Annotated in this window: 23 protein-coding genes and 3 tRNA genes; 9 read left to right on the top strand and 17 right to left on the bottom strand. The window is 55.7% G+C overall.

All coding sequences use genetic code 11. The features are described 5' to 3' along the window. Nucleotides 1-194 precede the first annotated feature (194 nt). Nucleotides 195-1,862 (top strand): energy-dependent translational throttle protein EttA, encoded by a 1,668-nt coding sequence (gene ettA / locus SOM48_RS08785; RefSeq protein ID WP_042715999.1) that lies wholly within the window; start codon nt 195-197, stop codon nt 1,860-1,862. 318 nt (nt 1,863-2,180) lie between these two features. After that, the gene (locus SOM48_RS08780) at nt 2,181-2,765 is read left to right on the top strand and encodes a LuxR C-terminal-related transcriptional regulator (RefSeq protein WP_313354113.1); all 585 of its coding nucleotides are present in this window, start codon (nt 2,181-2,183) and stop codon (nt 2,763-2,765) included. Here the strand turns inward: SOM48_RS08780 and nadR are convergent. The 3 genes from nadR to serB are packed head-to-tail and all read right to left on the bottom strand — an operon-like array spanning nt 2,715 to nt 6,333. Further along, complete coding sequence (nadR, locus tag SOM48_RS08775) at nt 2,715-3,941, bottom strand: multifunctional transcriptional regulator/nicotinamide-nucleotide adenylyltransferase/ribosylnicotinamide kinase NadR (protein WP_023480307.1); 1,227 nt, start codon at nt 3,939-3,941, stop codon at nt 2,715-2,717. The genes SOM48_RS08780 and nadR overlap by 51 nt on opposite strands. Nucleotides 3,942-3,970: 29 nt before the next feature. After that, nucleotides 3,971-5,353: a DNA repair protein RadA gene (radA, locus tag SOM48_RS08770; protein ID WP_023480209.1), complete on the bottom strand. Its 1,383-nt coding sequence runs from the start codon at nt 5,351-5,353 to the stop codon at nt 3,971-3,973. Nucleotides 5,354-5,361: 8 nt separating this feature from the next. After that, nucleotides 5,362-6,333 (bottom strand): phosphoserine phosphatase, encoded by a 972-nt coding sequence (gene serB, locus SOM48_RS08765; protein WP_076768934.1) that lies wholly within the window; start codon nt 6,331-6,333, stop codon nt 5,362-5,364. A gap of 118 nt (nt 6,334-6,451) precedes the next feature. Between serB and SOM48_RS08760 the strand changes: the two genes are divergently transcribed. After that, the gene (locus SOM48_RS08760) at nt 6,452-7,096 is read left to right on the top strand and encodes a YtjB family periplasmic protein (RefSeq protein WP_076768935.1); all 645 of its coding nucleotides are present in this window, start codon (nt 6,452-6,454) and stop codon (nt 7,094-7,096) included. Between the two features lie 50 nt (nt 7,097-7,146). After that, nucleotides 7,147-8,163 carry a lipoate--protein ligase gene (gene lplA, locus SOM48_RS08755; RefSeq protein ID WP_320511806.1) on the top strand — a complete coding sequence of 339 codons (1,017 nt, stop codon included), beginning with the start codon at nt 7,147-7,149 and terminating at the stop codon, nt 8,161-8,163. Between the two features lie 58 nt (nt 8,164-8,221). On the opposite strand, the gene yjjJ is transcribed toward lplA, so the two are convergent. From yjjJ to SOM48_RS08690, 13 genes are all read right to left on the bottom strand, one after another. After that, nucleotides 8,222-9,550 carry a type II toxin-antitoxin system HipA family toxin YjjJ gene (gene yjjJ, locus SOM48_RS08750; RefSeq protein ID WP_139567760.1) on the bottom strand — a complete coding sequence of 443 codons (1,329 nt, stop codon included), beginning with the start codon at nt 9,548-9,550 and terminating at the stop codon, nt 8,222-8,224. A gap of 149 nt (nt 9,551-9,699) precedes the next feature. After that, nucleotides 9,700-10,419 (bottom strand): purine-nucleoside phosphorylase, encoded by a 720-nt coding sequence (deoD, locus tag SOM48_RS08745; RefSeq protein ID WP_023480392.1) that lies wholly within the window; start codon nt 10,417-10,419, stop codon nt 9,700-9,702. Between the two features lie 58 nt (nt 10,420-10,477). Further along, nucleotides 10,478-11,701, bottom strand: a complete 1,224-nt coding sequence (gene deoB / locus SOM48_RS08740; RefSeq protein WP_320511805.1) for a phosphopentomutase — start codon at nt 11,699-11,701, stop codon at nt 10,478-10,480. A 51-nt stretch (nt 11,702-11,752) separates the two neighbouring features. After that, entirely contained in the window at nt 11,753-13,075 is a 1,323-nt protein-coding gene (deoA, locus tag SOM48_RS08735) for a thymidine phosphorylase (protein ID WP_320511804.1), read from the bottom strand. An 86-nt stretch (nt 13,076-13,161) separates the two neighbouring features. Further along, nucleotides 13,162-13,941 carry a deoxyribose-phosphate aldolase gene (gene deoC, locus SOM48_RS08730; RefSeq protein WP_288880508.1) on the bottom strand — a complete coding sequence of 260 codons (780 nt, stop codon included), beginning with the start codon at nt 13,939-13,941 and terminating at the stop codon, nt 13,162-13,164. Nucleotides 13,942-14,190: 249 nt separating this feature from the next. Beyond that, nucleotides 14,191-14,982: a TatD family hydrolase gene (locus SOM48_RS08725; RefSeq protein ID WP_320511803.1), complete on the bottom strand. Its 792-nt coding sequence runs from the start codon at nt 14,980-14,982 to the stop codon at nt 14,191-14,193. Next, the gene (locus SOM48_RS08720) at nt 14,979-16,049 is read right to left on the bottom strand and encodes a patatin-like phospholipase family protein (protein ID WP_076768940.1); all 1,071 of its coding nucleotides are present in this window, start codon (nt 16,047-16,049) and stop codon (nt 14,979-14,981) included. The genes SOM48_RS08725 and SOM48_RS08720 overlap by 4 nt, the downstream gene beginning before the upstream one ends. Before the next feature lie 118 nt (nt 16,050-16,167). Beyond that, on the bottom strand, nt 16,168-16,329 hold the full coding sequence (locus SOM48_RS08715) for a DUF1328 domain-containing protein (RefSeq protein WP_023480205.1): 162 nt from the start codon (nt 16,327-16,329) through the stop codon (nt 16,168-16,170). A gap of 127 nt (nt 16,330-16,456) precedes the next feature. Continuing rightward, nucleotides 16,457-17,074, bottom strand: a complete 618-nt coding sequence (gene osmY / locus SOM48_RS08710) for a molecular chaperone OsmY (RefSeq protein WP_023480446.1) — start codon at nt 17,072-17,074, stop codon at nt 16,457-16,459. Nucleotides 17,075-17,452: 378 nt separating this feature from the next. Continuing rightward, entirely contained in the window at nt 17,453-19,042 is a 1,590-nt protein-coding gene (gene prfC / locus SOM48_RS08705; protein ID WP_054802772.1) for a peptide chain release factor 3, read from the bottom strand. Nucleotides 19,043-19,133: 91 nt separating this feature from the next. Then, nucleotides 19,134-19,811, bottom strand: coding sequence for a pyrimidine 5'-nucleotidase (gene yjjG / locus SOM48_RS08700; RefSeq protein WP_054802771.1), 678 nt, complete (start codon nt 19,809-19,811; stop codon nt 19,134-19,136). An 18-nt stretch (nt 19,812-19,829) separates the two neighbouring features. Then, nucleotides 19,830-20,270 carry a ribosomal protein S18-alanine N-acetyltransferase gene (gene rimI / locus SOM48_RS08695; protein ID WP_042716028.1) on the bottom strand — a complete coding sequence of 147 codons (441 nt, stop codon included), beginning with the start codon at nt 20,268-20,270 and terminating at the stop codon, nt 19,830-19,832. Further along, a complete protein-coding gene (locus tag SOM48_RS08690; protein WP_042716030.1) occupies nt 20,239-20,652 on the bottom strand; it encodes a DNA polymerase III subunit psi in 414 nt (137 codons plus the stop codon). Before SOM48_RS08690 ends, rimI begins: the two co-directional genes overlap by 32 nt. A 155-nt stretch (nt 20,653-20,807) precedes the next feature. Here SOM48_RS08690 and rsmC point away from each other — a divergent pair, with 155 nt between their 5' ends. The 4 genes from rsmC (at nt 20,808) to SOM48_RS08670 (ending at nt 22,324) form a co-directional block, all read left to right on the top strand. Beyond that, a complete protein-coding gene (gene rsmC, locus SOM48_RS08685) occupies nt 20,808-21,839 on the top strand; it encodes a 16S rRNA (guanine(1207)-N(2))-methyltransferase RsmC (RefSeq protein ID WP_320511802.1) in 1,032 nt (343 codons plus the stop codon). Between the two features lie 165 nt (nt 21,840-22,004). Then, nucleotides 22,005-22,091: transfer RNA gene (locus tag SOM48_RS08680), tRNA-Leu, on the top strand. 28 nt (nt 22,092-22,119) lie between these two features. After that, nucleotides 22,120-22,206, top strand: a tRNA-Leu gene (locus SOM48_RS08675). Nucleotides 22,207-22,237: 31 nt separating this feature from the next. After that, nucleotides 22,238-22,324 (top strand) — tRNA-Leu (locus SOM48_RS08670). A 36-nt stretch (nt 22,325-22,360) separates the two neighbouring features. On the opposite strand, the gene SOM48_RS08665 is transcribed toward SOM48_RS08670, so the two are convergent. Beyond that, the gene (locus tag SOM48_RS08665) at nt 22,361-22,600 is read right to left on the bottom strand and encodes a DUF1435 domain-containing protein (RefSeq protein ID WP_128483687.1); all 240 of its coding nucleotides are present in this window, start codon (nt 22,598-22,600) and stop codon (nt 22,361-22,363) included. Nucleotides 22,601-22,846: 246 nt separating this feature from the next. On the opposite strand from SOM48_RS08665, the gene SOM48_RS08660 reads away from it, so the two are divergent. Next, nucleotides 22,847-23,911: a GGDEF domain-containing protein gene (locus SOM48_RS08660; protein WP_076768942.1), complete on the top strand. Its 1,065-nt coding sequence runs from the start codon at nt 22,847-22,849 to the stop codon at nt 23,909-23,911. Nucleotides 23,912-23,933: the final 22 nt, after the last annotated feature.

The following is a 23,933-nucleotide window of genomic DNA, read 5'->3' as shown; positions in this document are numbered from 1 at the left end:
ACATTTTTACAGCATCATGCCGCATACAGGGGTTAATGCTAACCGGGCATCCCGTAACGCGCCACGTTACGCACACTTTTTTACCTTTCTGGTGTGATTTAACAGTGTGAGCGCAGCTGGCTGGGATTAGCGCGCGAAAACGGCTACACTCCGCTGTTAAATGCACTACTCATAACAAAGAGGCGAAGTCCACCGTGGCTCAATTCGTATATACCATGCACCGTGTCGGCAAAGTTGTTCCGCCGAAACGTCATATTCTGAAAAATATCTCCCTCAGTTTCTTCCCCGGCGCAAAGATCGGTGTACTCGGCCTTAACGGTGCCGGTAAATCGACGCTGCTGCGCATCATGGCCGGTATTGATACCGACATCGAAGGGGAAGCGCGCGCGCAACCGGGTATTAAAATCGGTTACCTGCCGCAGGAGCCGCAGCTCAATCCTGAGCAGACGGTTCGTGAATCGGTTGAAGAAGCCCTTTCTGAAGTGGTTAACGCGCTGAAACGTCTGGATGAAGTTTACGCACTCTACGCTGAGCCGGAGGCGGATTTCGACAAGCTCGCCGCTGAGCAGGGCAAGCTGGAAGAGATTATCCAGGCGCACGACGGTCACAACCTGAACGTGCAGCTTGAGCGCGCCGCCGATGCGCTGCGTCTGCCGGAGTGGGATGCGAAAATCGCCACTCTCTCCGGGGGTGAACGCCGCCGCGTCGCGCTGTGCCGTCTGCTGCTGGAAAAGCCGGACATGCTGCTGCTCGACGAACCAACCAACCACCTGGATGCTGAATCCGTTGCCTGGCTGGAACGCTTCCTGCACGACTTCGAAGGTACCGTAGTGGCGATTACCCACGACCGTTACTTCCTCGATAACGTTGCGGGCTGGATCCTGGAGCTTGACCGTGGTGAAGGTATTCCATGGGAAGGCAACTACTCCTCCTGGCTGGAGCAGAAAGATCAGCGCCTGGCGCAGGAAGCTTCTCAGGAAGCGGCTCGCCGTAAATCCATTGAGAAAGAGCTGGAGTGGGTTCGCCAGGGCGCGAAAGGCCGTCAGTCGAAGGGCAAAGCCCGTCTGGCACGCTTTGAAGAACTTAACAGCACTGAGTACCAGAAACGTAACGAAACCAACGAACTCTTTATTCCGCCAGGCGCGCGCCTGGGCGATAAAGTGGTTGAAGTCAGCAACCTGTGCAAAGCCTACGGCGACCGACAGCTGATCGATAACCTCTCCTTCTCCGTACCGAAAGGGGCTATCGTCGGCATTATCGGCCCGAACGGCGCTGGTAAATCGACGCTGTTCCGCATGATGTCCGGTCAGGAGCAGCCTGATGCCGGTACGATCACGCTCGGTGAAACGGTGAAACTGGCCTCTGTTGACCAGTTCCGTGACGCGATGGATAACAACAAGACCGTCTGGGAAGAGGTCTCCGGCGGGCTGGATATCATGCGTATCGGCAACACCGAGATGCCAAGCCGCGCCTACGTTGGCCGCTTTAACTTCAAAGGCACCGACCAGGGCAAACGCGTTGGCGAACTCTCCGGCGGTGAGCGCGGTCGTCTGCACCTGGCGAAGCTGCTGCAGGTTGGCGGCAACATGCTGCTGCTCGATGAACCAACCAACGACCTGGATATCGAAACCCTGCGCGCGCTGGAAAACGCCCTGCTGGAGTTCCCGGGCTGCGCGATGGTTATCTCGCATGACCGCTGGTTCCTTGACCGTATCGCCACCCACATTCTGGATTATCAGGATGAGGGTAAAGTGGAGTTCTTCGAAGGTAACTTCACCGAATACGAAGAGTACAAGAAACGCACGCTGGGCGCCGATGCGCTGGAGCCGAAGCGTATCAAGTACAAACGTATTACCAAGTAATAAGCAGAGCGAATGGGGAAACCCATTCGCTTTTTTTTCCGCAAACCCTCAGCAAATTCCTCTTCTTTCCCGCGCTAAAAAAGTATTTTTGTTTTTCTGTTATTCAGGACGAATAAGCTACCTCGTTATATTCGCCATAGAAATAAAATAAAAATAAACCGCATCAGACAATGCTAATCCAAAGCAGAAATAACTGCGCAATGACTATCGGCAGAATATCTGTTTTAGCTTTCGCTAAAAAAGCAGCATCTTGAATAACGCTACACCCAGTCGCTACCATTTTGCTTCCTCGCAACAGGCAGTAAACGGAGCCTTCTCATGCACATCATTACTGACGATCGCTTCCTGGCGTGCGGGCTGCGGGCGCTGTCTGATCAGGGAATCTTCAACCTTGCCGAAGAGGACGTTATCGTCGATTTCGATAATCACTTTCTGATTATTACCACGCTGCCGACGTTAAAAACGATTATGTCTGGCGACCAATGTTTTGAGCATTTTTTATTACAGCCCTTTTTTAAAATCGAAAAACGCATCGCTATAAAAACGTTGCCGCTCCAGCTGAAATATCGCCCCTGGCGGCAGCGCAAATATACACCACCATCTCCGCCCCTCACGCGCAAAGAGCGGGCACTGCTGACGTATGTGATGAACAGCGAGTATCAAAACGGGATTTTTGATTATGGCGAGCTGGGCAGCAAAACCCTGAGCACCCACAAATACAATCTGCTGCGCAAAGTGAACCTGCGCTCGATTGCCGCGCTGGCGCAGGTGCATATGCGCTGGAAAACGCTCTCTCATCTGCGCTGTTTCTGGCCGGAGGGCGCATGCGCCAGACCGGCCAGAGAGAGCGCGCTACGCGCCCATCAGCTGTTTTACCAGGTCAACGCACTGCAGGAAGCGTGAGTCGTAATCGGCCTCTTCAACGCGAACATAGTCGATATTATTCGCCTCCAGCATCGAGACCAGCAGATCCTGAAACTCACGGCGATCGACAGAGCTGCCGAGGCTGCGCAAGCCGTCGTTGATCCACGGCGTGTTATTTTCCAGCAGGATCACCAGATCGAAACGATATTCATCAATCAGCGCCTGCACAAAGGGGTGCTCGCGCCCCTCATACTTTTTACAGAAGGCCTGCGTGGTGACAAAGTCGGTATCGATAAAGGCAACTTTATTGGCATACTTCACCGCAAAATCAATATATTGCGCATGGCCTAGAGCAATTTTGTCATAGTCGGAATATTGCAGCGCAATCTCATCCCCACCGAGATGGGAGAAGACGTAATCGCGACCAAACTCCCAGGCGCTGGTGGTATTGAAGATATTGGCAAGCTTGTTCACCAGCGTCGACTTCCCGCTCGACTCACCGCCAAGGATCGCCACCGTGCGCACAAAGAAGGGCTTCACTTCCGTCGGAATGTACTCCCAGTAGCGGAACGGGTTTTCACGAATCTGTGAGCCGCTGATGTTCATAAAAGTGCGCTCAGGATCGACCAGCACCGCTTCCGTGCCGAGATGCTGCAAATATTGCGGCGCATCCGCAGCCTCAGAGGTGTAGATCCAGTTCGGCGTAATACCCTTTTCCGCCATAAAGGCTTTGATGCCGTTGCTCCAGACGTCCCAACCGTGAGGATAGGGCTCCATCCCCTCTTCGTTGAACGCATGGATGCGGATATTTTTCTGGTACTTAAAGGTTTGCAGCAGCCAGCGCAAGCGATCGCTTACCGTCGGCTGCTGCGACATCGCGCTCTCTTCAAACAGCGCGCGATCGCGGGTTTCGTCATAACCGAGGATGATATGCAGCTCGTCAACCTGGCTACAGGCGCGCTGGATCAGGTAGATATGGCCGGTGTGCAGCGGATAGAACTTGCCGAACACCACGCCGATATTTTTCTCGCGACGCGGAAAATCCAGCCCGAGGAAACGGTGCAGCGCCTCCAGCTTTTGCGCGCTGGGGCTTTTGATTTTGGCATTCAGCAGCTGGCTTAAGTAGCCTTTGGTCATGCCGCTGGCATCCGCGACCTGCTGCAACGTGCAGCCCTTCTGGCGAATGGCGGTTTTTAAGTAGTCGAATGACGACATCGTTGCCTCCTGCAAATGTGATAAGCCAATTATAAGTCGTCAAAGACGCTTAGCGCATCGGCGAGCTTCTTCACGCCAAAGATCTGCATGCCTTCCGGCGCCTTTTTCGGCACGTTTGCCGCCGGAACAATCGCCCGGCGAAAACCGTGCTTCGCCGCCTCCGAGATACGCTCCTGGCCGCTTGGTACCGGGCGGATCTCACCGGCCAGCCCGACTTCGCCGAACACTACCAAATCCTGCGGCAGCGGGCGATCGCGCAGGCTGGAGACCATCGCCAGCAGCAGCGCTAAGTCGGCGCTGGTTTCCGTCACTTTCACCCCGCCGACCACATTGACAAACACATCCTGGTCCGACATCTGCAAACCGCCGTGGCGGTGCAGGACTGCCAGTAAAATCGCCAGCCGGTTCTGCTCAAGCCCTACCGCCACGCGGCGCGGGTTCGACATCATGGAGTGATCGACCAGTGCCTGGATCTCCACCAGCAGCGGGCGCGTTCCTTCCCAGACCACCATCACCGAACTGCCGGAGGTCACTTCATCCCCACGGCTAAGGAAGATGGCCGACGGGTTGCTCACTTCGCGCAGCCCCTGCTCGGTCATGGCGAAAACGCCCAGTTCATTCACCGCGCCGAAGCGGTTCTTATGGCTGCGCAGCGTGCGGAAGCGGGAGTCGGCATCGCCGTCGAGCAGTACCGAACAGTCAATACAGTGCTCCAGCACTTTCGGCCCCGCCAGCGAACCATCTTTCGTCACGTGGCCGACCATCACAATCGCCACGTCGCGGGTTTTGGCAAAGCGGGTGAGATACGCCGCGGTTTCGCGCACCTGCGCGACGCTGCCGGGCGAGGACTGGATATCCGCCATATGCATCACCTGGATGGAGTCGATCACCATCAGGCGCGGCTTCTCCTCTTCAGCAATCATGCAGATCTGCTCAATGCTGGTCTCGGAGAGCATATTCAGGTTAGTGGTCGGCAGCCCTAAACGGTGGGCACGCATCGCCACCTGCTGCAATGACTCTTCGCCGGTGACATAAAGGGTTTTCATCTGCTCGGCGAGCTTGCAGAGCGTCTGTAACAGCAGCGTCGATTTCCCCGCGCCAGGGTTACCGCCAATCAGAATGGCGCTGCCGGGCACCACGCCGCCGCCGAGGACGCGGTCAAACTCTTTAAAACCGGTGGAGAAACGCGGCAGCGCTTCGAGGCTGATGTCGGAGAGCTTTTGCACCTTCGACACGCCTGCGCTGCCCGCATAGCCGGAGAGGCGCTCGTTGCGCGCAACGGTTGGCGAAGCGGCCACGCGCACTTCGGTAATGGTGTTCCAGGCGTGACAGGCGCTGCATTGCCCCTGCCAGCGCGGATAATCAGCGCCGCACTCATTACAGACAAACGCACGTTTTGGAGCTTTCGCCACATTCACCTCTACTTCTTATTAATACTGCCGGAAAGGATACAAAATACGCCCATCAGGTCGGCGTGACGAATGGTCACTTCCGCCTTCTCATTCACGGTCGGTTTGGCGTGAAACGCGATGCCAAGGCCAGCAGATTTGATCATCGGAAGATCGTTGGCGCCATCGCCAATCGCCACGGTCTGATCCGCGGCGATCTCATACTCTTCCGCCAGCAGCTTCAGCGTTTTCGCTTTGTACTGCGCATCGACGATATCGCCCAGCACCTGGCCGGTAAATTTACCGTCGACGATCTCCAGCTGATTCGCCACCGCTGCCGTCAGATGCAGCTTGTCGCGCAGGTAGTCGGCAAAGAAGGTAAAGCCGCCGGAGGCAATCGCCACTTTCCAGCCGAGGGTTTCCAGTTTTAACACCAGCTGCACCAGACCCGGCATCAGCGGCAGATTTTCGCGCACCTGATGCAGGATAGCAGCATCCGCGCCTTTTAAGGTCGCCACGCGGCTGCGCAGGCTGGCGGTGAAATCGAGTTCACCGCGCATCGCGCGCTCGGTCACTTCAGCAACCTGTTCGCCGGTTCCGGCCAGTTTGGCGATCTCATCAATGCACTCAATCTGGATCGCAGTGGAGTCCATATCCATCACCAGCAGCCCTGGCGAGCGCAGGTGCGGGATTTTACCGAGCGGTGCGACATCCATGCCCTCATCGTGCGCCAGGCGCGTCGCGCGCGGCGTCAGCGAGCCTGCCAGGCGGATCACCTGATACTCATCGACGCTCCAGGCTGAAACAATCACCATCGCGGCACCCAGCTTGCGCTGATAGGTGGTCAGACGCTGCTTATCAAGGCTCCGGCTATAGAGCAACCAGCCGCTGCGACCAGCGTGATAATCCAGAGGCATCACCTCATCACCACTGAGAGAGAGCGGCAATCCCGGCCACTGAGAAACATCATCGGGCAGGTCGCACCAGGTCAGACTGTTAGGCATTAAAGCTCCTGTAAAAACGTTCGCGCCAGAAAGCACCGGAGGGGAAAATAACGCAAGAGGCTACCTTGTAATCAACGCTTCTGGCAACATTAAGCATCAAATTTACAACAGGTGACACATGAGTCGCGCAAAACTTAAATTTCGGCTGCATCGCGCCGTGATTGTCCTTATCTGTCTGGCGCTGTTGGTCGCGCTGATGCAGGGTGCTTCCTGGTTCAGCCAGAAGCATCAGCGTCAGCGAAATCCGCAGTTTGAAGAGCTGGCAAGAACCCTGGCGCGCCAGGTGACGATCAACCTTACCCCGCTGATGCGTACCGAAACACCCGATGAAAAACGCATCGCCGCCATCTTAAGCCCGCTGACGGAAGAGAGCCGCATTCTCGATGCCGGCGTTTATGATGCACAGGGCGACCTGGTGGCGCGCGCCGGTGAAAGTATTGAGGTGCGTGACCGGCTGGCGCTGGATGGCAAAAAGGCGGGTGCCTACTTCAACCAGCAGATTGTCGAGCCGATTCAGGGCAAAAGTGGCCCGCTGGGTTACCTGCGACTAACGCTGGATACCCACACGCTGGCGACCGAAGCCAAACAGGTGGATAACACCACCAATATTCTGCGTCTGATGCTGCTGCTCTCCCTGGCGATTGGCGTGGTGCTGACGCGTACATTGTTGCAGGGCAAACGTACCCGCTGGCAACAGTCCCCCTTCCTGCTGACGGCCAATAAAGCGGTGCCGGAAGAGGATGAGCAGGAAAAGCGAGAGTAGCCGCAGCGGCTTCCCGTACGCTCCCTGATTTTTTAGCAAGGATATCGCCTATGTCGACGCTTCGTCTTCTTATCTCCGACTCTTACGATCCGTGGTTTAACCTGGCGGTTGAAGAGTCGATTTTCCGCCAGATGCCCGCCACGCAGCGGGTGCTGTTTCTCTGGCGCAACGCCGATACGGTGGTGATTGGCCGGGCGCAGAATCCGTGGAAGGAGTGCAACACTCGCCGCATGGAAGAGGACAACGTGCGGCTGGCAAGGCGCAGCAGCGGCGGCGGCGCGGTGTTCCACGATCTCGGCAATACCTGTTTTACCTTTATGGCAGGCAAGCCGGAGTATGACAAAACCGTCTCCACCACCATTGTGCTCAATGCGCTACAGGCGCTGGGCATTAACGCGGAAGCCTCCGGGCGCAACGACCTGGTGGTCAAAACCGCCGAGGGGGACCGAAAAATCTCCGGCTCGGCCTATCGCGAAACGCCGGATCGCGGCTTTCACCACGGCACGCTGCTGCTCAATGCCGATCTCAGCCGTCTGGCGAACTATCTCAACCCGGATAAGAAGAAGTTGCAGGCCAAAGGCATCACCTCCGTGCGCGGTCGGGTGGCGAATCTGGTCGATCTGCTGCCGGGCATCACCCATGAGCAGATTTGCGCCGCCGTCACCGAGGCCTTCTTTGAGCACTATGGCGAACGTGTCGAGGCAGAGGTTATCTCGCCGGACAAAACCCCGGACCTGCCGAACTTTGCCGAAACCTTTGCCCGCCAGAGCAGCTGGGAGTGGAACTTCGGCCAGGCCCCGGCCTTCAGCCATTTACTGGATGAGCGTTTTACATGGGGCGGTGTGGAGCTGCACTTCGATGTCGAAAAGGGGCACATCACCCGCACGCAGATCTTTACCGACAGCCTGAACCCGGCACCGCTGGAAGCGCTGGCGGCACGTTTGCAGGGCTGCCTCTATCGCGCCGATATGCTGGCGCAGGCGTGCGATGCGCTACTGGTGGATTTCCCGCAGCAGCAACAGGAGCTGCGCGAACTGTCGGCGTGGATTGTGCAGGCAGTGCGATAGAACAATACGCATGATGGCGCTGCGCTTATCAGGTCTGATACGCGTAGCGCCAGAGAGATCACGCCATACGGTCTACGCTTCGGGCTGCCTGCTCAACCTTTCCTCTCATATCCCGTGCAATTCGACGGAAGCCATCGCTAATGCGTATATCGTCCGCCACAGCCTGCCAGAACTGGTTTGCCAGCGGGATAGCAACATCCCAGGCCTCCTTCTTAACCTGCGTGTCGACAACCAGATCAACGGCCTCTTGCCGCATCATGCCAGCGGTTGCAGGAGCAAAGGCCATCGGTAACATATCGTAGACCGGGGTCAGTTTCATCGGTGGTGTTGAGAGAAAAAAGGAGAGATTACCAGCATGCATATCACTATTAGCAATCAGCCGCCCAAATGCCCAAATCTGCTCCGTGAGTGTTAACGATTCGGCATCTGTTTGCCGCTGTTTCACTAACTCGGCGACAACTTTTGGCCATGCGCCTGGGGAAGAAACAAATTCACTTTGCAGTGACTCCAGGGAGACAATAGCGCGGCGGCCTTCTGTACCAACACAATCAAAGCGGCGCGTTTCGAGAAACACTTGTCGGTTTTCGCCCATCAACGCAACGGAATGCGTGCTTTCAATTCCGGCGTTTGCCAGGACAGCAAGCGCGAGGGATTCTGCAATCAATAAATCCCCCCAGCGCACGGCAGCTTCAGTGGTCTGCGGAGCGGTAAACTTAACCAGCCGGTGAGCATATTCCGCACCGGTTTGCGCATAACACATAAATTTTGGCTGTTCACCTCCAGCGGAGGAGCCGATGATTTCTCCTTGAAGCGCCTTGAAAGCAAGCTCGGCATAGCAGTTCAGCTTCTCATCTTCTGTTATTGCCGCAGGTGGAGAAGCCGCGATCCATTTTTGATAGCCTGCCTCGCCAATTAACCAGCCGCCGCTCTGCTCGTTCGCACTCATGGCGAGCGCAAAAAGCACATCTTCTTCCTGCCACAGGCGAATATCTTCCGGGAGTTCAAATTGTTGAGCAATGTTGCGTCCCCACGCTCGCCCTAAAAATCCCTGCGGACGTAAATCGGTCAGGTACCAGGGGATGCCATCAAACCATTGCCAGCTTCCGTCCTCCATACTCACCAGACAACTTCCCTGCGGCCAGCAGGGGCGTAATTCTCCCCATTTACAGGCCCGCCCATTTTCATCAATACGCCACAACGGAAAAAGCTCAATACCGCGAACAGGGCGCAATAAGGCATAACGCGTCGCGCGCGCTTTGCCGAATTGCAGGATATGAGGTTCCGACGCCGTAAGACGTGAAAACGTCGCCTGGCTGATCTTTAAGGTACTGCGCAAATCAGCGGCTGTGCGGGGACCTTGTAATAGTGAATCCGAAAGAAGCGGCATAGTGAATAGATACCTGAATAGATACTTGAATAGATTTATATCACTATTTTTATGATTTGAAAGAGAAAAAAATGAAGATGAAAAAATAAGTGAATAGATAGTGAGGGGGTAAAATGCCGGGCAACCTTACCGCCGCCCGGCAGGCAAAATTACGCGTTGTCGCCCAGCAGGACAGATTCCAGCGCGATTTTGATCATGTCGTTGAACGTAGTTTGACGCTCATCGGAGGTGGTCTGCTCGTGGGTGCGGATATGGTCGGAAACGGTGCAGATAGTCAGCGCTTTCGCACCGAACTCTGCCGCAACGCCATAGATACCCGCCGCTTCCATCTCAACGCCGAGAATGCCGTACTTCTCCATCACGTCGAACATCTCGCCATCCGGGGAGTAGAAGAGATCGGCAGAGAAGAGGTTACCCACGCGCGCGTCGACGCCAAGGTTTTTCGCCGCGTCAACCGCGTTACGCACCATGTCGAAATCCGCGATCGCTGCGAAGTCGTGATCCTTGAAACGCATACGGTTCACTTTGGAGTCGGTGCAGGCACCCATACCGATGACGATGTCACGCAGTTTCACATCCATACGCACGGCACCGCAGGAGCCGACGCGGATGATCTTTTTGACGCCAAAATCGGTGATCAGCTCTTTGGTGTAGATGGAGCAGGAGGGAATACCCATACCGTGACCCATTACAGAGATTTTGCGGCCTTTGTAGGTGCCGGTGTAGCCCAGCATGCCGCGCACGTTGTTCACTTCACGATAATCTTCGAGAAACGTTTCGGCGATGTGCTTTGCGCGCAGCGGGTCGCCCGGCATCAGTACGACGTCCGCGAAATCGCCCATTTCTGCATTGATATGTGGGGTTGCCATCGTTGCTTCCTTTGACTTGTTAGAAAATGGAGGGCGGGAAAGACCCCGCCCAAAAACATCAGAACATGGCTTTGCCATACTCCATATCAGAGACGCCGAAGTAGCGGGCGATCGTCTGACCAATATCAGCGAAGGTCTCGCGGTGTCCCAACGAGCCTGCTTTTACTTTCGGGCCGTAGATCAGTACCGGAATGTGTTCGCGGGTATGATCGGTGCCTTTCCAGGTCGGATCGCAGCCGTGGTCGGCGGTAAGGATCAGGATATCATCTTCACCCACCAGCTCCATCAGCTCCGGCAGACGGCGGTCGAACAGCTCCAGCCCGCCCGCATAACCGGCGACATCGCGGCGATGGCCCCAGGATGAGTCAAAATCGACGAAGTTGGTGAAGACGATGGTCTTATCGCCCGCTTCTTTCATCTCGGTAATGGTGGCATCAAACAGTGCGTCAAGGCCGGTTGCCTTCACTTTTTTAGTGATACCGCAGTTGGCATAGATATCGGCGATTTTACCGACGGAGACCACCTGCCCATCCTTCTCTTCAACCAGTTTTTGCAGCACCGTCGCGGACGGCGGCTCAACGGCCAGATCGTGACGGTTGCCGGTACGCTGGAAGTTACCCGCGTTGTCGCCCACAAACGGACGCGCGATAACGCGGCCAATGTTGTAGCCGCCTTCGGTCAGCTCTTCACGGGCAATTTCGCACAGTTCATAGAGCTTATCGAGACCAAAGGTCTCTTCGTGGCAGGCAATCTGGAACACCGAGTCGGCAGAGGTATAGAAAATCGGCTTGCCGGTTTTCATATGCTCTTCGCCGAGCTGGTCAAGAATGACCGTCCCGGAGGAGTGGCAGTTGCCGAGATAACCCGGCAGATTAGCGCGCTCGACCAGCTTATCCAGCAGTTCCTGCGGGAAGCTGTTTTCGGTATCGCTGAAGTAGCCCCAGTCGAAAAGTACTGGTACACCGGCGATTTCCCAGTGGCCTGACGGCGTATCTTTCCCGGAAGAGAGTTCATGCGCCCAGGCATACGCGCCAATAATCTCGGCGTTGCCGTCCATACCGGCAGGAATCGCGCCGGTTGCGCCTTCGTGGGCTTTCGCAAGCCCGAGGCGAGTGAGATTCGGTAGATTAAGCGGACCTTTGCGCCCGGTATCTGCTTCACCTTTCGCACAGGCTTCAGCGATGTGGCCGAGAGTGTCGGAACCCGCGTCGCCGAAGCGATCCGCGTCTTCTGTCGCGCCGATGCCGAAAGAGTCCAGCACCATGATAAATGCACGTTTCATATGTTCTCCGTACCTTGTGCTTTGAAAAAAAGCGATCAGATCAGTATACCGCTATTCAGTTATGCGGCGATAGACCGTCGGTGTCTCTTTTGGTGCGCGGTCGCTCACACTTATTGCCGCTTTCACCACCTGTGCGGCGCTCTGCCAGCTGGCTTCATCTTTGGCGTGAATAATGGCGAGCGGACGTTGGCCGTCAACCTGCTCGCCGAGGCGCACCATGTCGGTTAAGCCAACGCTGTAATCAATGGTATCGGACGCCTGGCGGCGACCACCGCCCAGCGTGACGACCGCCATACCCAGTTCGCGGGTATCCATTGCGCTGACAAACCCTTCATCGTCGGCGTAAACCGCTTTGCTCAGGGTTGCCGTCGGTAAATAGCGATCGTAGTGCTCAACAAAATCATGCGGACCTTTCTGCGCGGCGACCATGCGCCCGAAAATCTCGGCCGCTTTACCGTTATCCAGCACCGCCTGCAATTTCGCACGCGCGTCAGCGTCATCTTTTGCCAGTTTGCCGGAGATGAGCATTTCGGCGCTGAGGGCCATTGTCACCTCAAACAGACGCGGATTACGGTATTCGCCCGTCAGGAACTGCACCGCTTCGCGCACTTCCACCGCGTTACCGGCGCTAGAGGCCAGCACCTGATTCATATCGGTCAGCAGCGCGGTCGTACGCACGCCTGCACCGTTGGCAACGCCCACAATCGCTTCCGCCAGCTGTTCTGAACGCTCATAGGTCGGCATAAACGCCCCGCTGCCCACCTTCACATCCATCACCAGCGCATCAAGCCCTTCCGCCAGTTTTTTGGCGAGGATCGAGGCAGTGATCAGCGGAATGGAGTCAACGGTGGCGGTGATATCGCGGGTGGCGTAGAAGCGCTTATCTGCCGGTGCCAGCGAGTTGGTCTGGCCGATAATCGCCACGCCAACCTCTTTGATGATGTCGCGAAAACGCTGGTCGGAGGGGAAAATATCAAAGCCCGGAATCGCTTCCAGCTTATCGAGCGTGCCGCCCGTATGGCCGAGGCCGCGCCCGGAGATCATCGGGATATAGCCGCCGCAGGCCGCCACCATCGGGCCGAGCATCAACGATGTCACATCGCCAACGCCGCCGGTGGAGTGCTTATCGACCACCGGGCCATTAAGATCGAGGCTTTTCCAGTCAAGCACGGTACCGGAATCACGCATCGCCATGGTCAGCGAGACGCGCTCCGGCATACTCATATCATGGAAGAAAATGGTCATCGCCAGCGCGGCGATTTGCCCTTCAGAAACGGTGTTATCGCGAATTCCGTTGATAAAGAAACGGATTTCTTCATCACTCAGCGCGATGCCATCGCGTTTTTTACGAATAATTTCTTGAGCGAGAAACAAGGTAACCCCCTGAGGATAGAGAGGGCCGGGCAACGGATTCAGCCCGGCAATATGGCGAATGATGGCGCAGCGCCATCAGGCGATCATCAGTAAGCGCTACCGCTTTTACCGTCGCCGTGACCGAGCGCTTTCAGCAGGCTCGCCAGCAGGCTGGACGCGCCAAAGCGGTAGTGACGCGCATCGGCCCAGTCGGCGCCAAACAGCTCATCGGCAATCGCCAGGTACTGCTGCGCATCTTCCGCCGTGCGCACGCCGCCCGCCGGTTTAAAACCAACGCTTTCTTCTACGCCCATATCGCGGATCACTTCCAGCATGATGCGCGCGCTCTCAGGCGTGGCGTTGACCGGCACTTTACCGGTGGAAGTTTTAATAAAATCTGCCCCGGCGTTGATGGAGATTTCAGAGGCTTTGCGGATTAATGCTTCCTCTTTCAGCTCACCGGTTTCGATAATCACTTTCAGCAGCACATTCGCCGCCGCACAGGCCTCTTTACACGCTTTCACCAGATCGAAACCGATCTGCTCGTTACCGGCGATCAGCGCGCGGTATGGGAAAACAACGTCCACTTCGTCCGCGCCGTAGGCGATGGCCGCGCGGGTTTCCGCCAGCGCAATCTCGATATCGTCATTACCGTGCGGGAAGTTGGTGACGGTAGCGATGCGGATCTCTGGCGTCCCCTGCTCGTTCAGGGTCTTACGCGCAATCGGGATAAAACGCGGATAGATGCAGATCGCGGCAGTGTTGCCGACCGGGGTTTTCGCCTGATGGCACAGTGCAATGACTTTCTCATTGGTGTCGTCATCATTCAGGGTGGTCAGGTCCATCAGTTTCAGCGCGCGCAGGCTGCTGGCAGTTAAATCAGTCATATTCTCTCCGACGGCATAATGCCGGTTTCAGTTCGGTTTTGTGAGTATTCTAACATTCACCCACAATTACACTTCGACACGCATCACAGTTAGCAAAAAGTTTGCTTACGCTTGCATAACTGCAACGAGACATTGATCAAATTATTCCGGCACGGGTAGAGGACAACGCGCAAAAGAAGCCGCGGACACCCACGCCATTTGAATGTGAGAATTTTAACATAGGAGAGTGTGCCTGCCGACGAAAAAGCGTTACAGCCGGGAATCAGGCAGAGCGAAGAGCCGTTGGGTATTGTGAAACAGCGCGTTAGCAATCACATCCGGCGCTTCCGGACGCAGCTCGCAGAGGGTTGCAAAAACGTTTGCAGCCCGCTCCGGGCGATTGGGCTGCCCCTGAAAACCGTTGAGCGGCATATCGGGCGCGTCGGTTTCAAGCAGTAGTGAGGCGAGCGGCAGCTGCGCCATCACATCGCGGGTTTTACTGGCGCGTGGATAGGTAATGGTGCCGCCAACGCCGATACAGTAGCCAAGATCGATAAAGCGCTGCGCCTGTTGCAGACTGCCGGCAAAGCCGTGCACCACGCCGGTTCGCGGCAGGTTATGCTTTTTCAGCTGCATCGCCAGCTTGTCATGGGTGCGGCGGGAGTGAAGAAGGACCGGCAAATCATAGCGCTTCGCCATTTTTAGCTGCGCATCAAGCAGTTCCTGCTGGCGCTCAAACTGCGGATTATCGCGATAAAGGTCAAGGCCGATTTCGCCAATGGCGATCACCTTCTCAGGCCGTGTGGCGAGCAGCGCATCCAGCTCTTCCAGGCTCTGCTGCGTATGCTCCTCCACCACAATCGGGTGCAGGCCCAGCGCGGCATAGAGGGCGTGATGCTGCTGCGCCAGGTTGCAGACACGGTCAAAATAGCGGGCGGCGATGGCGGGCACAATAATACGCTCAACGCCCGCCTCTGCCGCGCGGGCGATACTGGCTGCTTCATCGCCTTTGAAGGGTTCAAAATCGAAATGGCAGTGGGTATCGATAAAGCGAAAACTCACGCGCTGTCCTCGTTATTGAGCGAAATATCATTGGCCTCCGGCGCGGTCACCAGCGGCAGATCAAGCGCGTCGTTCGCCACTTCGGCGGGCGGCACCACGCGCGTTGTCGGCGCAACCACCGGCGTATAGCGCAGCAGCGGCGGCGTCTCGGCCAGCAGCTTGCCCACCGTTGCCAGGAAGTAGCGTCCGCATAAGCGGCCAATTTTATAATCTTCCCGCAGCGCCGGTAAACGGCTGCCGAGCGCCATGCTTTTTAACAGCTTCGGCGGGTAGATTTCAATGATGCGCAGCTTGCCCGGCGGGGACTCAATAAACTGCTGCGTGGCGAGATAGCTCTTCTCATGGTGCTGCACCAGGTTGACCAGCGACTGCAGGCTGCTTTCGCCGAGCCAACGCTCCATACGCTTGAACCACTGCGGCGTGTAGTACATCTGCGACGGCACGGTGCGGATCACCACGATGGTATCGGCCCCGCGACGCGCGGCTTCCTGCACCGGGATTGCGTCGCTGACGCCACCGTCCAGATAGTTGACGCCGCTCAGCGCCACGCCGGTGCGATAGAAGCCTGGAATGGCACTTGAGGCGCGGATCAGGTCGAGCCATGTCTGATGATTAGGTAAAAAATACTCCGCCGAATAATCATCCTGGCGGCAGGCGCACATGTAAAAGGCTTTGCCGGCGTCAAAAGCGCGTACGCCATGATCCATTGCCAGTGGCATCTCCGTCGCGGTGGCGTTAACCAGCCAATCAAGATCGATAAGGTTGCCCCCGCGCACAAAGCGCAGCGGGTCGAAAAATTCCCGTCGCGTGGTGTAGCGCATAATCACTTTACGCGCGTAACCCGGTTGGTTGCAGACATACGCCGACAGGTTCTGCGCGCCGGCAGAGGTGCCAAAGAAGAGATCGAAAGGGTTGAAGTCGGCGCGCATAAACTCATCCAGCACGCCCGCGGTAAAGATGCCGCGCTGGCCGCCGCCTTCGCACACCAGTGCCAGACGTCCCGGTCGAAACGGTTTCAGCGCCAGCGGCGCAATATTTCCGAGCGTAATGGGAATATGTTGCCCCACTTCGTTTTCCTTTTAAGCAAATGTCACAACAAAGTAGCGCAATATTTAAGTCCCTGAAACAGCAAAGCCAGTCACGAGGACTGGCTTTAATGTAACCGAAGTTTAAGCGTGTTAAACGCTACGGGCGCCGACGACCCATGAACAGGCTGACCAGGAACAGAACGATACCAACGATGAAGACGATTTTCGCCGCACCGGCTGCTGTACCTGCCAAACCACCAAAGCCCAGAGCGGCGGCAATTAACGCGATAACCAGAAAAATAATGCCCCAACGAAACATAAAACTCTCCTTAACCATAGTTAATGTCGACCGCAAGCGATGGGCTCTCAGATGCCCATCCGCGATGTTTCCTGCTAAGTATCTATCGCGCCCGGACATCGCCAGGCGCGGATTTTTTCACGTACTCTTATTTAACTTTCAGGTCGTTCTTCACGCTTTTCACGCCATCAACTGCTTTGGCGATGCTTTCAGCGCGCTCACTTTGAGCCTTGGACTCTACCGTGCCGGATAACTGAACAACGCCGTCAGTGGTTTCCACTTTCACCATACGGGACGGGACGTTTTCATCGGCCAGCAGCTTCGCTTTGATTTCGCTGGTGGTGGCGGTATCACCCGCGTAACCTTTTGCAGTGCTCTCTTTCGCATCGCGAACGTGCAGTTTGTCGCTTACTGAAGCCACACCTTCTACACCTTTCGCCACGGAAACCGCCTCTTCAGCCTGTTTCTGGCTTTCGACGAAACCGCTCAGGGTTACCACTTTTTTGTCCGTTTTCACGGAGATATCGGTGCTTTTAATGCTTTCATGATCGACCAGTGCTGCTTTCACTTTTGCAGTAATGGTACTGTCGTCCATGAATCCACCGACTTTATTCATAGAGCTATCAATTTTGTCCCCTGCACTGGACGCGGTGCTTTGCGCTTTATCAGTGGTGGTTTCCGCCGCCAGGGCAGAACCCGTGGTCAGAACAGAGCCCAGCGTAATAGCCAGCAGGGTTTTAGAAAGAGTCAGCTTTGTCATAGTCATCGATGTTATTCCTGTATGTTTGCCCACCATTTGGGCTGAAGCAGCAAGAAGCTGCCAACTGCTGCGGTGAAACTCACCGTATCAACGTCAATGGTTGCGATCACATTCCGGCAAATCGCTGCGCTGATGCAGTTGTTAATGTTATCTGGTGATTAGTTGAGTGGATAAAAGACCATTAAACACGCATTGAACAGTACTTTCAGCCACACACCTTGTCATCACTTTGTTAAATATAGATCACTCTCGACAAAGATCCTGTTGGAGTGCGTAAAAAGCGAGCAACAGACAGAAAAAGCGAGGGTTTTAAGAACTTTCCGCAAGAAACGGCAGGGGAGAAAAGAGGCCGGAGCGCAGCGTCTGCCGCGCTCCGTAGAGGGATTAGTGTTCGCGGGTTTTATGGAAGGTCACTTCCGGGTAACGCTCTTGTGTCAGGTTGAGGTTAACCATGGTCGGCGCGATGTAGGTCAGGTTATCGCCGCCATCGAGCGCCAGCTGGATCTCGTTCTTACGTTTAAACTCTTCGAACTTCTTCACGTCGCTGCTCTCCACCCAACGGGCAGTTGCCACGTTGACGGACTCATAGACCGCTTCGACGTTGTATTCGCTCTTCAGACGCGCTACCACCACATCAAACTGCAGCACACCCACCGCGCCGACAATCAGATCGTTGTTGGCAATCGGGCGGAAGACCTGCACCGCGCCCTCTTCTGAAAGCTGAACCAGACCTTTAAGCAGCTGTTTCTGCTTCAGCGGGTCGCGCAGGCGAATACGGCGGAAGAGCTCAGGGGCAAAGTTCGGGATGCCGGTGAACTTCATCATTTCACCCTGCGTGAAGGTGTCGCCAATCTGAATGGTGCCATGGTTATGCAGGCCGATGATGTCGCCCGGGTAGGCCTCTTCAACGTGCGAGCGGTCGCCCGCCATAAAGGTCAGCGCATCGGAGATCACCACATCTTTACCGGTGCGTACCTGGCGCAGCTTCATCCCTTTTTCGTAACGCCCGGAAACCACGCGCATAAAGGCAACGCGGTCGCGGTGCTTCGGATCCATGTTGGCCTGGATCTTAAAGACAAAGCCGGTGAACTTCTCATCGTCCGCTTTCACTTCACGCACGTCGGTTTTACGCGGCATCGGCGCCGGTGCCCACTCAACTAAGCCATCCAGCATATGATCGACGCCAAAGTTACCGAGCGCGGTGCCGAAGAAGACTGGCGTCAGCGCGCCGCTCAGGAAAAGCTCTTGGTCGAACTCGTTGGAAGCACCCTGCACCAGTTCCAGCTCATCGCGCAGCTGCTGGGCCAGATCCTCGCCGACAGCGGCATCCAGCTCCGGGTTATCCAGCCCTTTGACGATGCGCACTTCCTGGATGGTGTGGCCTTTACCGGTCTGGTAAAGGTAGGTTTCATCTTTATAGAGGTGGTAAACCCCTTTGAACAGCTTGCCGCAGCCAATCGGCCAGGTGATCGGCGCGCAGGCAATCTTCAGCTCGCTCTCGACTTCATCCAGCAGCTCCATCGGATCGCGGATGTCACGGTCGAGTTTGTTCATAAAGGTGAGGATCGGCGTATCGCGCAGACGGGTCACTTCCATCAGCTTACGGGTACGATCTTCGACGCCCTTCGCCGCATCGATCACCATCAGACAGCAGTCAACGGCGGTTAGGGTGCGGTAGGTATCTTCGGAGAAGTCTTCGTGCCCAGGGGTGTCGAGCAGGTTGATCAGGTTCTCGCGGTACGGGAACTGCATCACGGACGTGGTGATGGAGATACCACGCTGCTTCTCCATCTCCATCCAGTCAGATTTTGCATGCTGGTTGGAGCCACGGCCTTTTACAGTCCCGGCGGTCTGGATCGCCTGTCCGAACAGCAGCACCTTTTCGGTGATGGTAGTTTTACCGGCATCGGGGTGCGAGATGATAGCGAACGTGCGGCGCTTCGCCACCTCTTGGTAATAAGGAGACAACGTCATAATTGAGATCTTCTGTGTAATTGCGCGGCACTGAGCCCCGCGTTAAAGACGAAAAATGCGGCTATTGTACTCAACGGTTGAGTGCAGACAATCAATGTTTACACAGGAGTTGCTCCAGTTCGTTCAGGGACGTTACCGTCCAGGTCGGGTTGATACCTTCAGGCAGCGCGCGGTTGTGGGCATTGAGCCAGCAGGTCGAGAGCCCCGCGTTGATGCCGCCCAGAATATCCGACTCCGCCGTGTCGCCAACCATTAAGACGCGATCGCGGGATGGGTTACCGGCCTGCTTCAGTGCGTACTCAAAGATACGCGGATCCGGTTTAGCCACGCCAACCTGTTCAGAAATCACTAACAGATCAAAATAGTCGCGCAGGCCGGTGCGTTCCAGACGAATTTGCTGCAAGGCGGTAAATCCGTTGGTGATGATGCCGATTTTCACTTTGCCCTTCAGGCTGTCGAGCAGCGACACCGCGCCCGGCAGCGGCGCGCAGATTTCCGCCATCGCATTAAGAAACGCCTCATTAAGCATGCCCGGCGGCACATCCAGCCGCTCGGACCAGCTCTGGAAACGCTTATGCTGCAACTGCAGCGCGGTGATCGCGCCGTTCTGGTAATCGACCCACAAAGGCTTGTTAACGGACTGATATTCTGCGAAATCCTGATCGGTGAATGTCACGCTATAGTCAAGAAACATCCGTTGTAAGCCGCCAAACGAGTCGAAGGTGAACAACGTTTCGTCAGCGTCAAAGAGTATCCAGTCCCATTTCATTACATCACCTTTATTCAATTACAGAGGAAGCGCCATGATGATGGCATCCTCACGCCCGTGGGCCGTGGGATAGTAGTTGCGCCTGATAGTCGCTTCGTTAAAACCTAAACTTTCATACAGCGCAATGGCGGGCTGGTTAGAGGCGCGAACCTCCAGCCACAGCGTCAACACATCGCGCTTTTCCAGCTCGCTGATCAGATGTTCAAGCAACTGGCGGCCCAGCCCCTGGCGCTGCCAGGCGGGATCGACGGCGATATTGAACAGCGTGGCTTCATCAAGCACCACCTGCGTGATGGCAAAAGCCGCCATCTCGTCACCCACCATCAGCCGATAGTTGAGGTAGCGCTCCCCCTGATTACTGGCGAGCGTTTTTTCGCTCCAGGGAAAGGCGTGCGCCCGGGTCTCTATGTCGTAAGCGCGGGGCAGATCAGTCGTGCTGAGGGAAGAAATCGTGTTCATGTTCGCAGATTTGTTGCCATAACGCGGCGCGTGCCGCAGGGTTTGCGCGTAGCTCATCAACAGCGGGCGTCGAGACTTGCGCGCCCGACAGCGGCAGCGGCGCATCAATGCCCAGCAGCCAGCTGTTGCAATGGCTCTCAGGCGGCAGCATCGCCACGCGATCCGGGGTGAGTTGCAGTACCTGATCTGCCGTTACGGTCAGGGCACGCAGCACGTCGGTGACAAGCGGATCGTTTAATGCAGGCAGCGCCGGCGAAACCATTACCAGACGAATATGCGCGGGCAGCGAAATGGCGATCTCGCCCTGTAACGCCGTCGGGCGGCGCAGGGTCCACTGGGTAATGCCCAGCTGCTGTAATTGCCAGTCGCGTCGGGAAGTCATCGTGAAACACTCCTGTATCAGGCGCGCAAATATAACAAACTCGTCGAAAATGCGCCATCAACACGCGGCATGTGGAGATAAAGACGCAGCCAACAAAGAGGCAGCGCGAAGGATAACGTGTATAATCGCCGGCTCAGTTTAAAGAGGAACACGTAATGTCTGCTTTTACCCCGGCAAGTGAAGTCTTGCTGCGCCACAGTGATGATTTCGAATCTAACCATATTCTTTTTGCCGGTGATCTGCAGGATGACCTGCCTGCTCGTCTGGAGAGTGCCGGGAGCCGTGCCTGGACCCAACAGTTCCACCAGTGGCAAACCCTGAGCCAGCAGATGGGCGAGCGCGCCAGTTTTAGCCTGGTGGCGGATAGCGCGATGATTGGTGAGAGCGATACGCTTATCTACTACTGGCCGAAAAATAAGCCGGAAGCGCTGTTCCAGCTGATGAATTTGCTCTCGCTGCTGCCGGTGGGAACGGATATTTTTGTGGTTGGCGAAAACCGCAGCGGCGTGCGCAGCGCCGAGCAGATGCTGGCTGAGTATTGCACGCTGAATAAGATCGACAGCGCGCGTCGCTGTGGGCTTTATCACGGTCGCCTCGATAAAAACCCTGCCTTTGATCCTGACGGTTTCTGGGGCGAGTACGCACTGGACTCCCTGACGATTAAAACCATGCCGGGCGTCTTTAGCCGCGATGGGCTGGATGTTGGCAGCCAGTTGCTGCTCTCCACGCTGACGCCGCATACCAAAGGCAAAGTGCTGGATGTTGGCTGCGGCACGGGCGTGCTGGCAGCGGCGCTGGCCAGCCATTCGCCGAAAGTGCGTTTGACCCTGTGTGATGTTTCGGCCCCGGCGATCGAAGCCAGCCGCGCGACGCTTGCCGCGAACGGCCTTGAAGGCGAGGTTTTCGCCAGCAATGTCTTCTCTGAGGTGACTGGCCGCTTCGATATGATCATCTCCAATCCGCCGTTCCATGACGGGTTGCAGACCAGCCTGGAAGCGGCGCAAACGTTGATCCGCGGCGCGGTGCGTCACCTCAACAGCGGCGGCGAGCTGCGTATTGTGGCGAACGCCTTCCTGCCCTATTCAGACGTGCTGGATCAGACCTTCGGTTTCCATGAAGTGATCGCGCAAACCGGACGCTTTAAGGTTTACCGTACCGTGATGACGCGCCAGGCGCTGAAAAAATAACGCCTCTTCCCGGCGGGCCTACTCGCCGGGTGAATTTCCCCACCTGTTAGCCGACGCCCATTTTTGCAGCAATCGACGACTCTGCGCGCAATTAACTGTTGACGAAAAGTTGAAAACATCTAGAATGCGCCTCCGTGGTAACGATACTTCTGGTATCGATGGTATGCGAAGGTGGCGGAATTGGTAGACGCGCTAGCTTCAGGTGTTAGTGTCCTTACGGACGTGGGGGTTCAAGTCCCCCCCCTCGCACCATAAACCACGCAGATATCGCTCGCACTGTGCGAAGGTGGCGGAATTGGTAGACGCGCTAGCTTCAGGTGTTAGTGTTCTTACGGACGTGGGGGTTCAAGTCCCCCCCCTCGCACCAACGAGGCGATATCTACAAGTAAGATGACTGTGCGAAGGTGGCGGAATTGGTAGACGCGCTAGCTTCAGGTGTTAGTGTCCTTATGGACGTGGGGGTTCAAGTCCCCCCCCTCGCACCAGATATCTTGCTCACCCCTCTTAATGCCCCTCTGTTTTTACACCATCATTTTCAAATTCAGCAGCATCAAAATGACACCGCCAATCAGAGCAATGCTTGATGGCAGCAGAACGTAATGACGTAATCGTTTGTGGTAAAGCATCACTGGCGTCAATAATAAGCCCAGTAAAATCACCGCGCGCCAGCTGTTGACCGACAGGTCTGCCAGTACTAATGCGGCCACAATCATGCCCGGAAAAACGATCCCCCAACGACTTCCCAACGCGCGCTGCAGCATGGTTTCATCTCTTCAATCACGAATGATAACCAATATCATATGATAAATTTTCTCATCTGTCAGCGAGCTCGCAGTGTTGGAAGATTCTGCATCTTCTAATGACAGCCATTAAGTAAGGTGATAAATTAAGCACCGCTTAAATAAAAATTCTTATTACTAATATTTCGCGATGACCATTTCATTGCGCAACGCTATTTTACGACTCATAACGCACTGAAAAACTGCGGATAAATACGACTTATAGGTATGACATCACAAACATGGCAATCTCTTTGTAATAAGAGATATCGATTGTCCCTACGTCTCTTTTTACTGCTCAACGCCATTTCAGCACTCTTTTCTATGCTGGTGCCGCTCTATAATCTGCACGCCGTGACCGTGCCGGTTTGCGCGATCTTCACGCTCAGCGCGGTGTTACCCGCGTGGCACAAATTTTACCCCAGAAGCAAAATCAACATCACACTGATCTCACTCCTGTTTGGCTGCCTTTGGGCGTGGCATGTGGTTCTTAAAGCGAAACTGATAGGGGATGATGCTTCGGCCTATCTGTTAATCGCGCTACTCAGCGTTCTGTTTATCGGCACTATCGCTTTCTCCAATAATGTCATCGCCTTCCTTCTCCACTCTCTGCCGCTTTTTGTAACCAGCTTATGGCTGAATGAGTCTGAGAGCTGCATGCGCCTCATCTATAGCTTCTCTCTGCCCGTTATTGGGATTGCCATTCAGCATGCAATTCAGAAGCGTAACGATAGTTTTGCCCGCGCCCTGATGCAGCGGTTGATGCAGGAGCGCAAAACCCTTAACGACCTGAGCATGCTTGACCCGCTCACCGGTCTCTATAACCGCCGCGGATTGCAGCATAAACTCGATAACCTGCTTGCCGTCGATGACAGCAGCCGTTTTGTTCTGCTACTGGATATCGATCACTTCAAAGCCTATAACGACCATTATGGGCACATGATGGGCGACCAGGCGCTTATCCGCGTCTCTGCTGCGCTGCGCGACGCAGTGCGCTCGCGGGACATTGTGGCGCGCTTCGGTGGCGAAGAGTTTATGATTTTGTTGAATAACATCGACCAGGATCAGGCGCGGATGGCCGCAGAGCATATCCGCCAGCGGGTTTACGATCTCAAGATCCCTCATATGTTTAATGAAAGCGTCGCCACTAATGTCACCGTCAGTATCGGCATTGCGCCGTTGCAGAATAACGATATTGATGCCGCGCTGACGCAGGCGGATAAAGCGCTGTATGAAGCCAAGCATTTAGGCCGCAACAGTATTCTGGTCAGCGGAGACTTACAGCTCGCCTGACGTGCGCTGGCGCTAACTTTAC

The organism is Kosakonia sp. CFBP8986 (assembly GCF_034044935.1).
GTDB lineage: Bacteria > Pseudomonadota > Gammaproteobacteria > Enterobacterales > Enterobacteriaceae > Kosakonia > Kosakonia cowanii.
The sequence above is the reverse complement of the archived record's forward strand: the minus strand, read 5'-3'. Positions and strand labels throughout refer to the sequence as shown.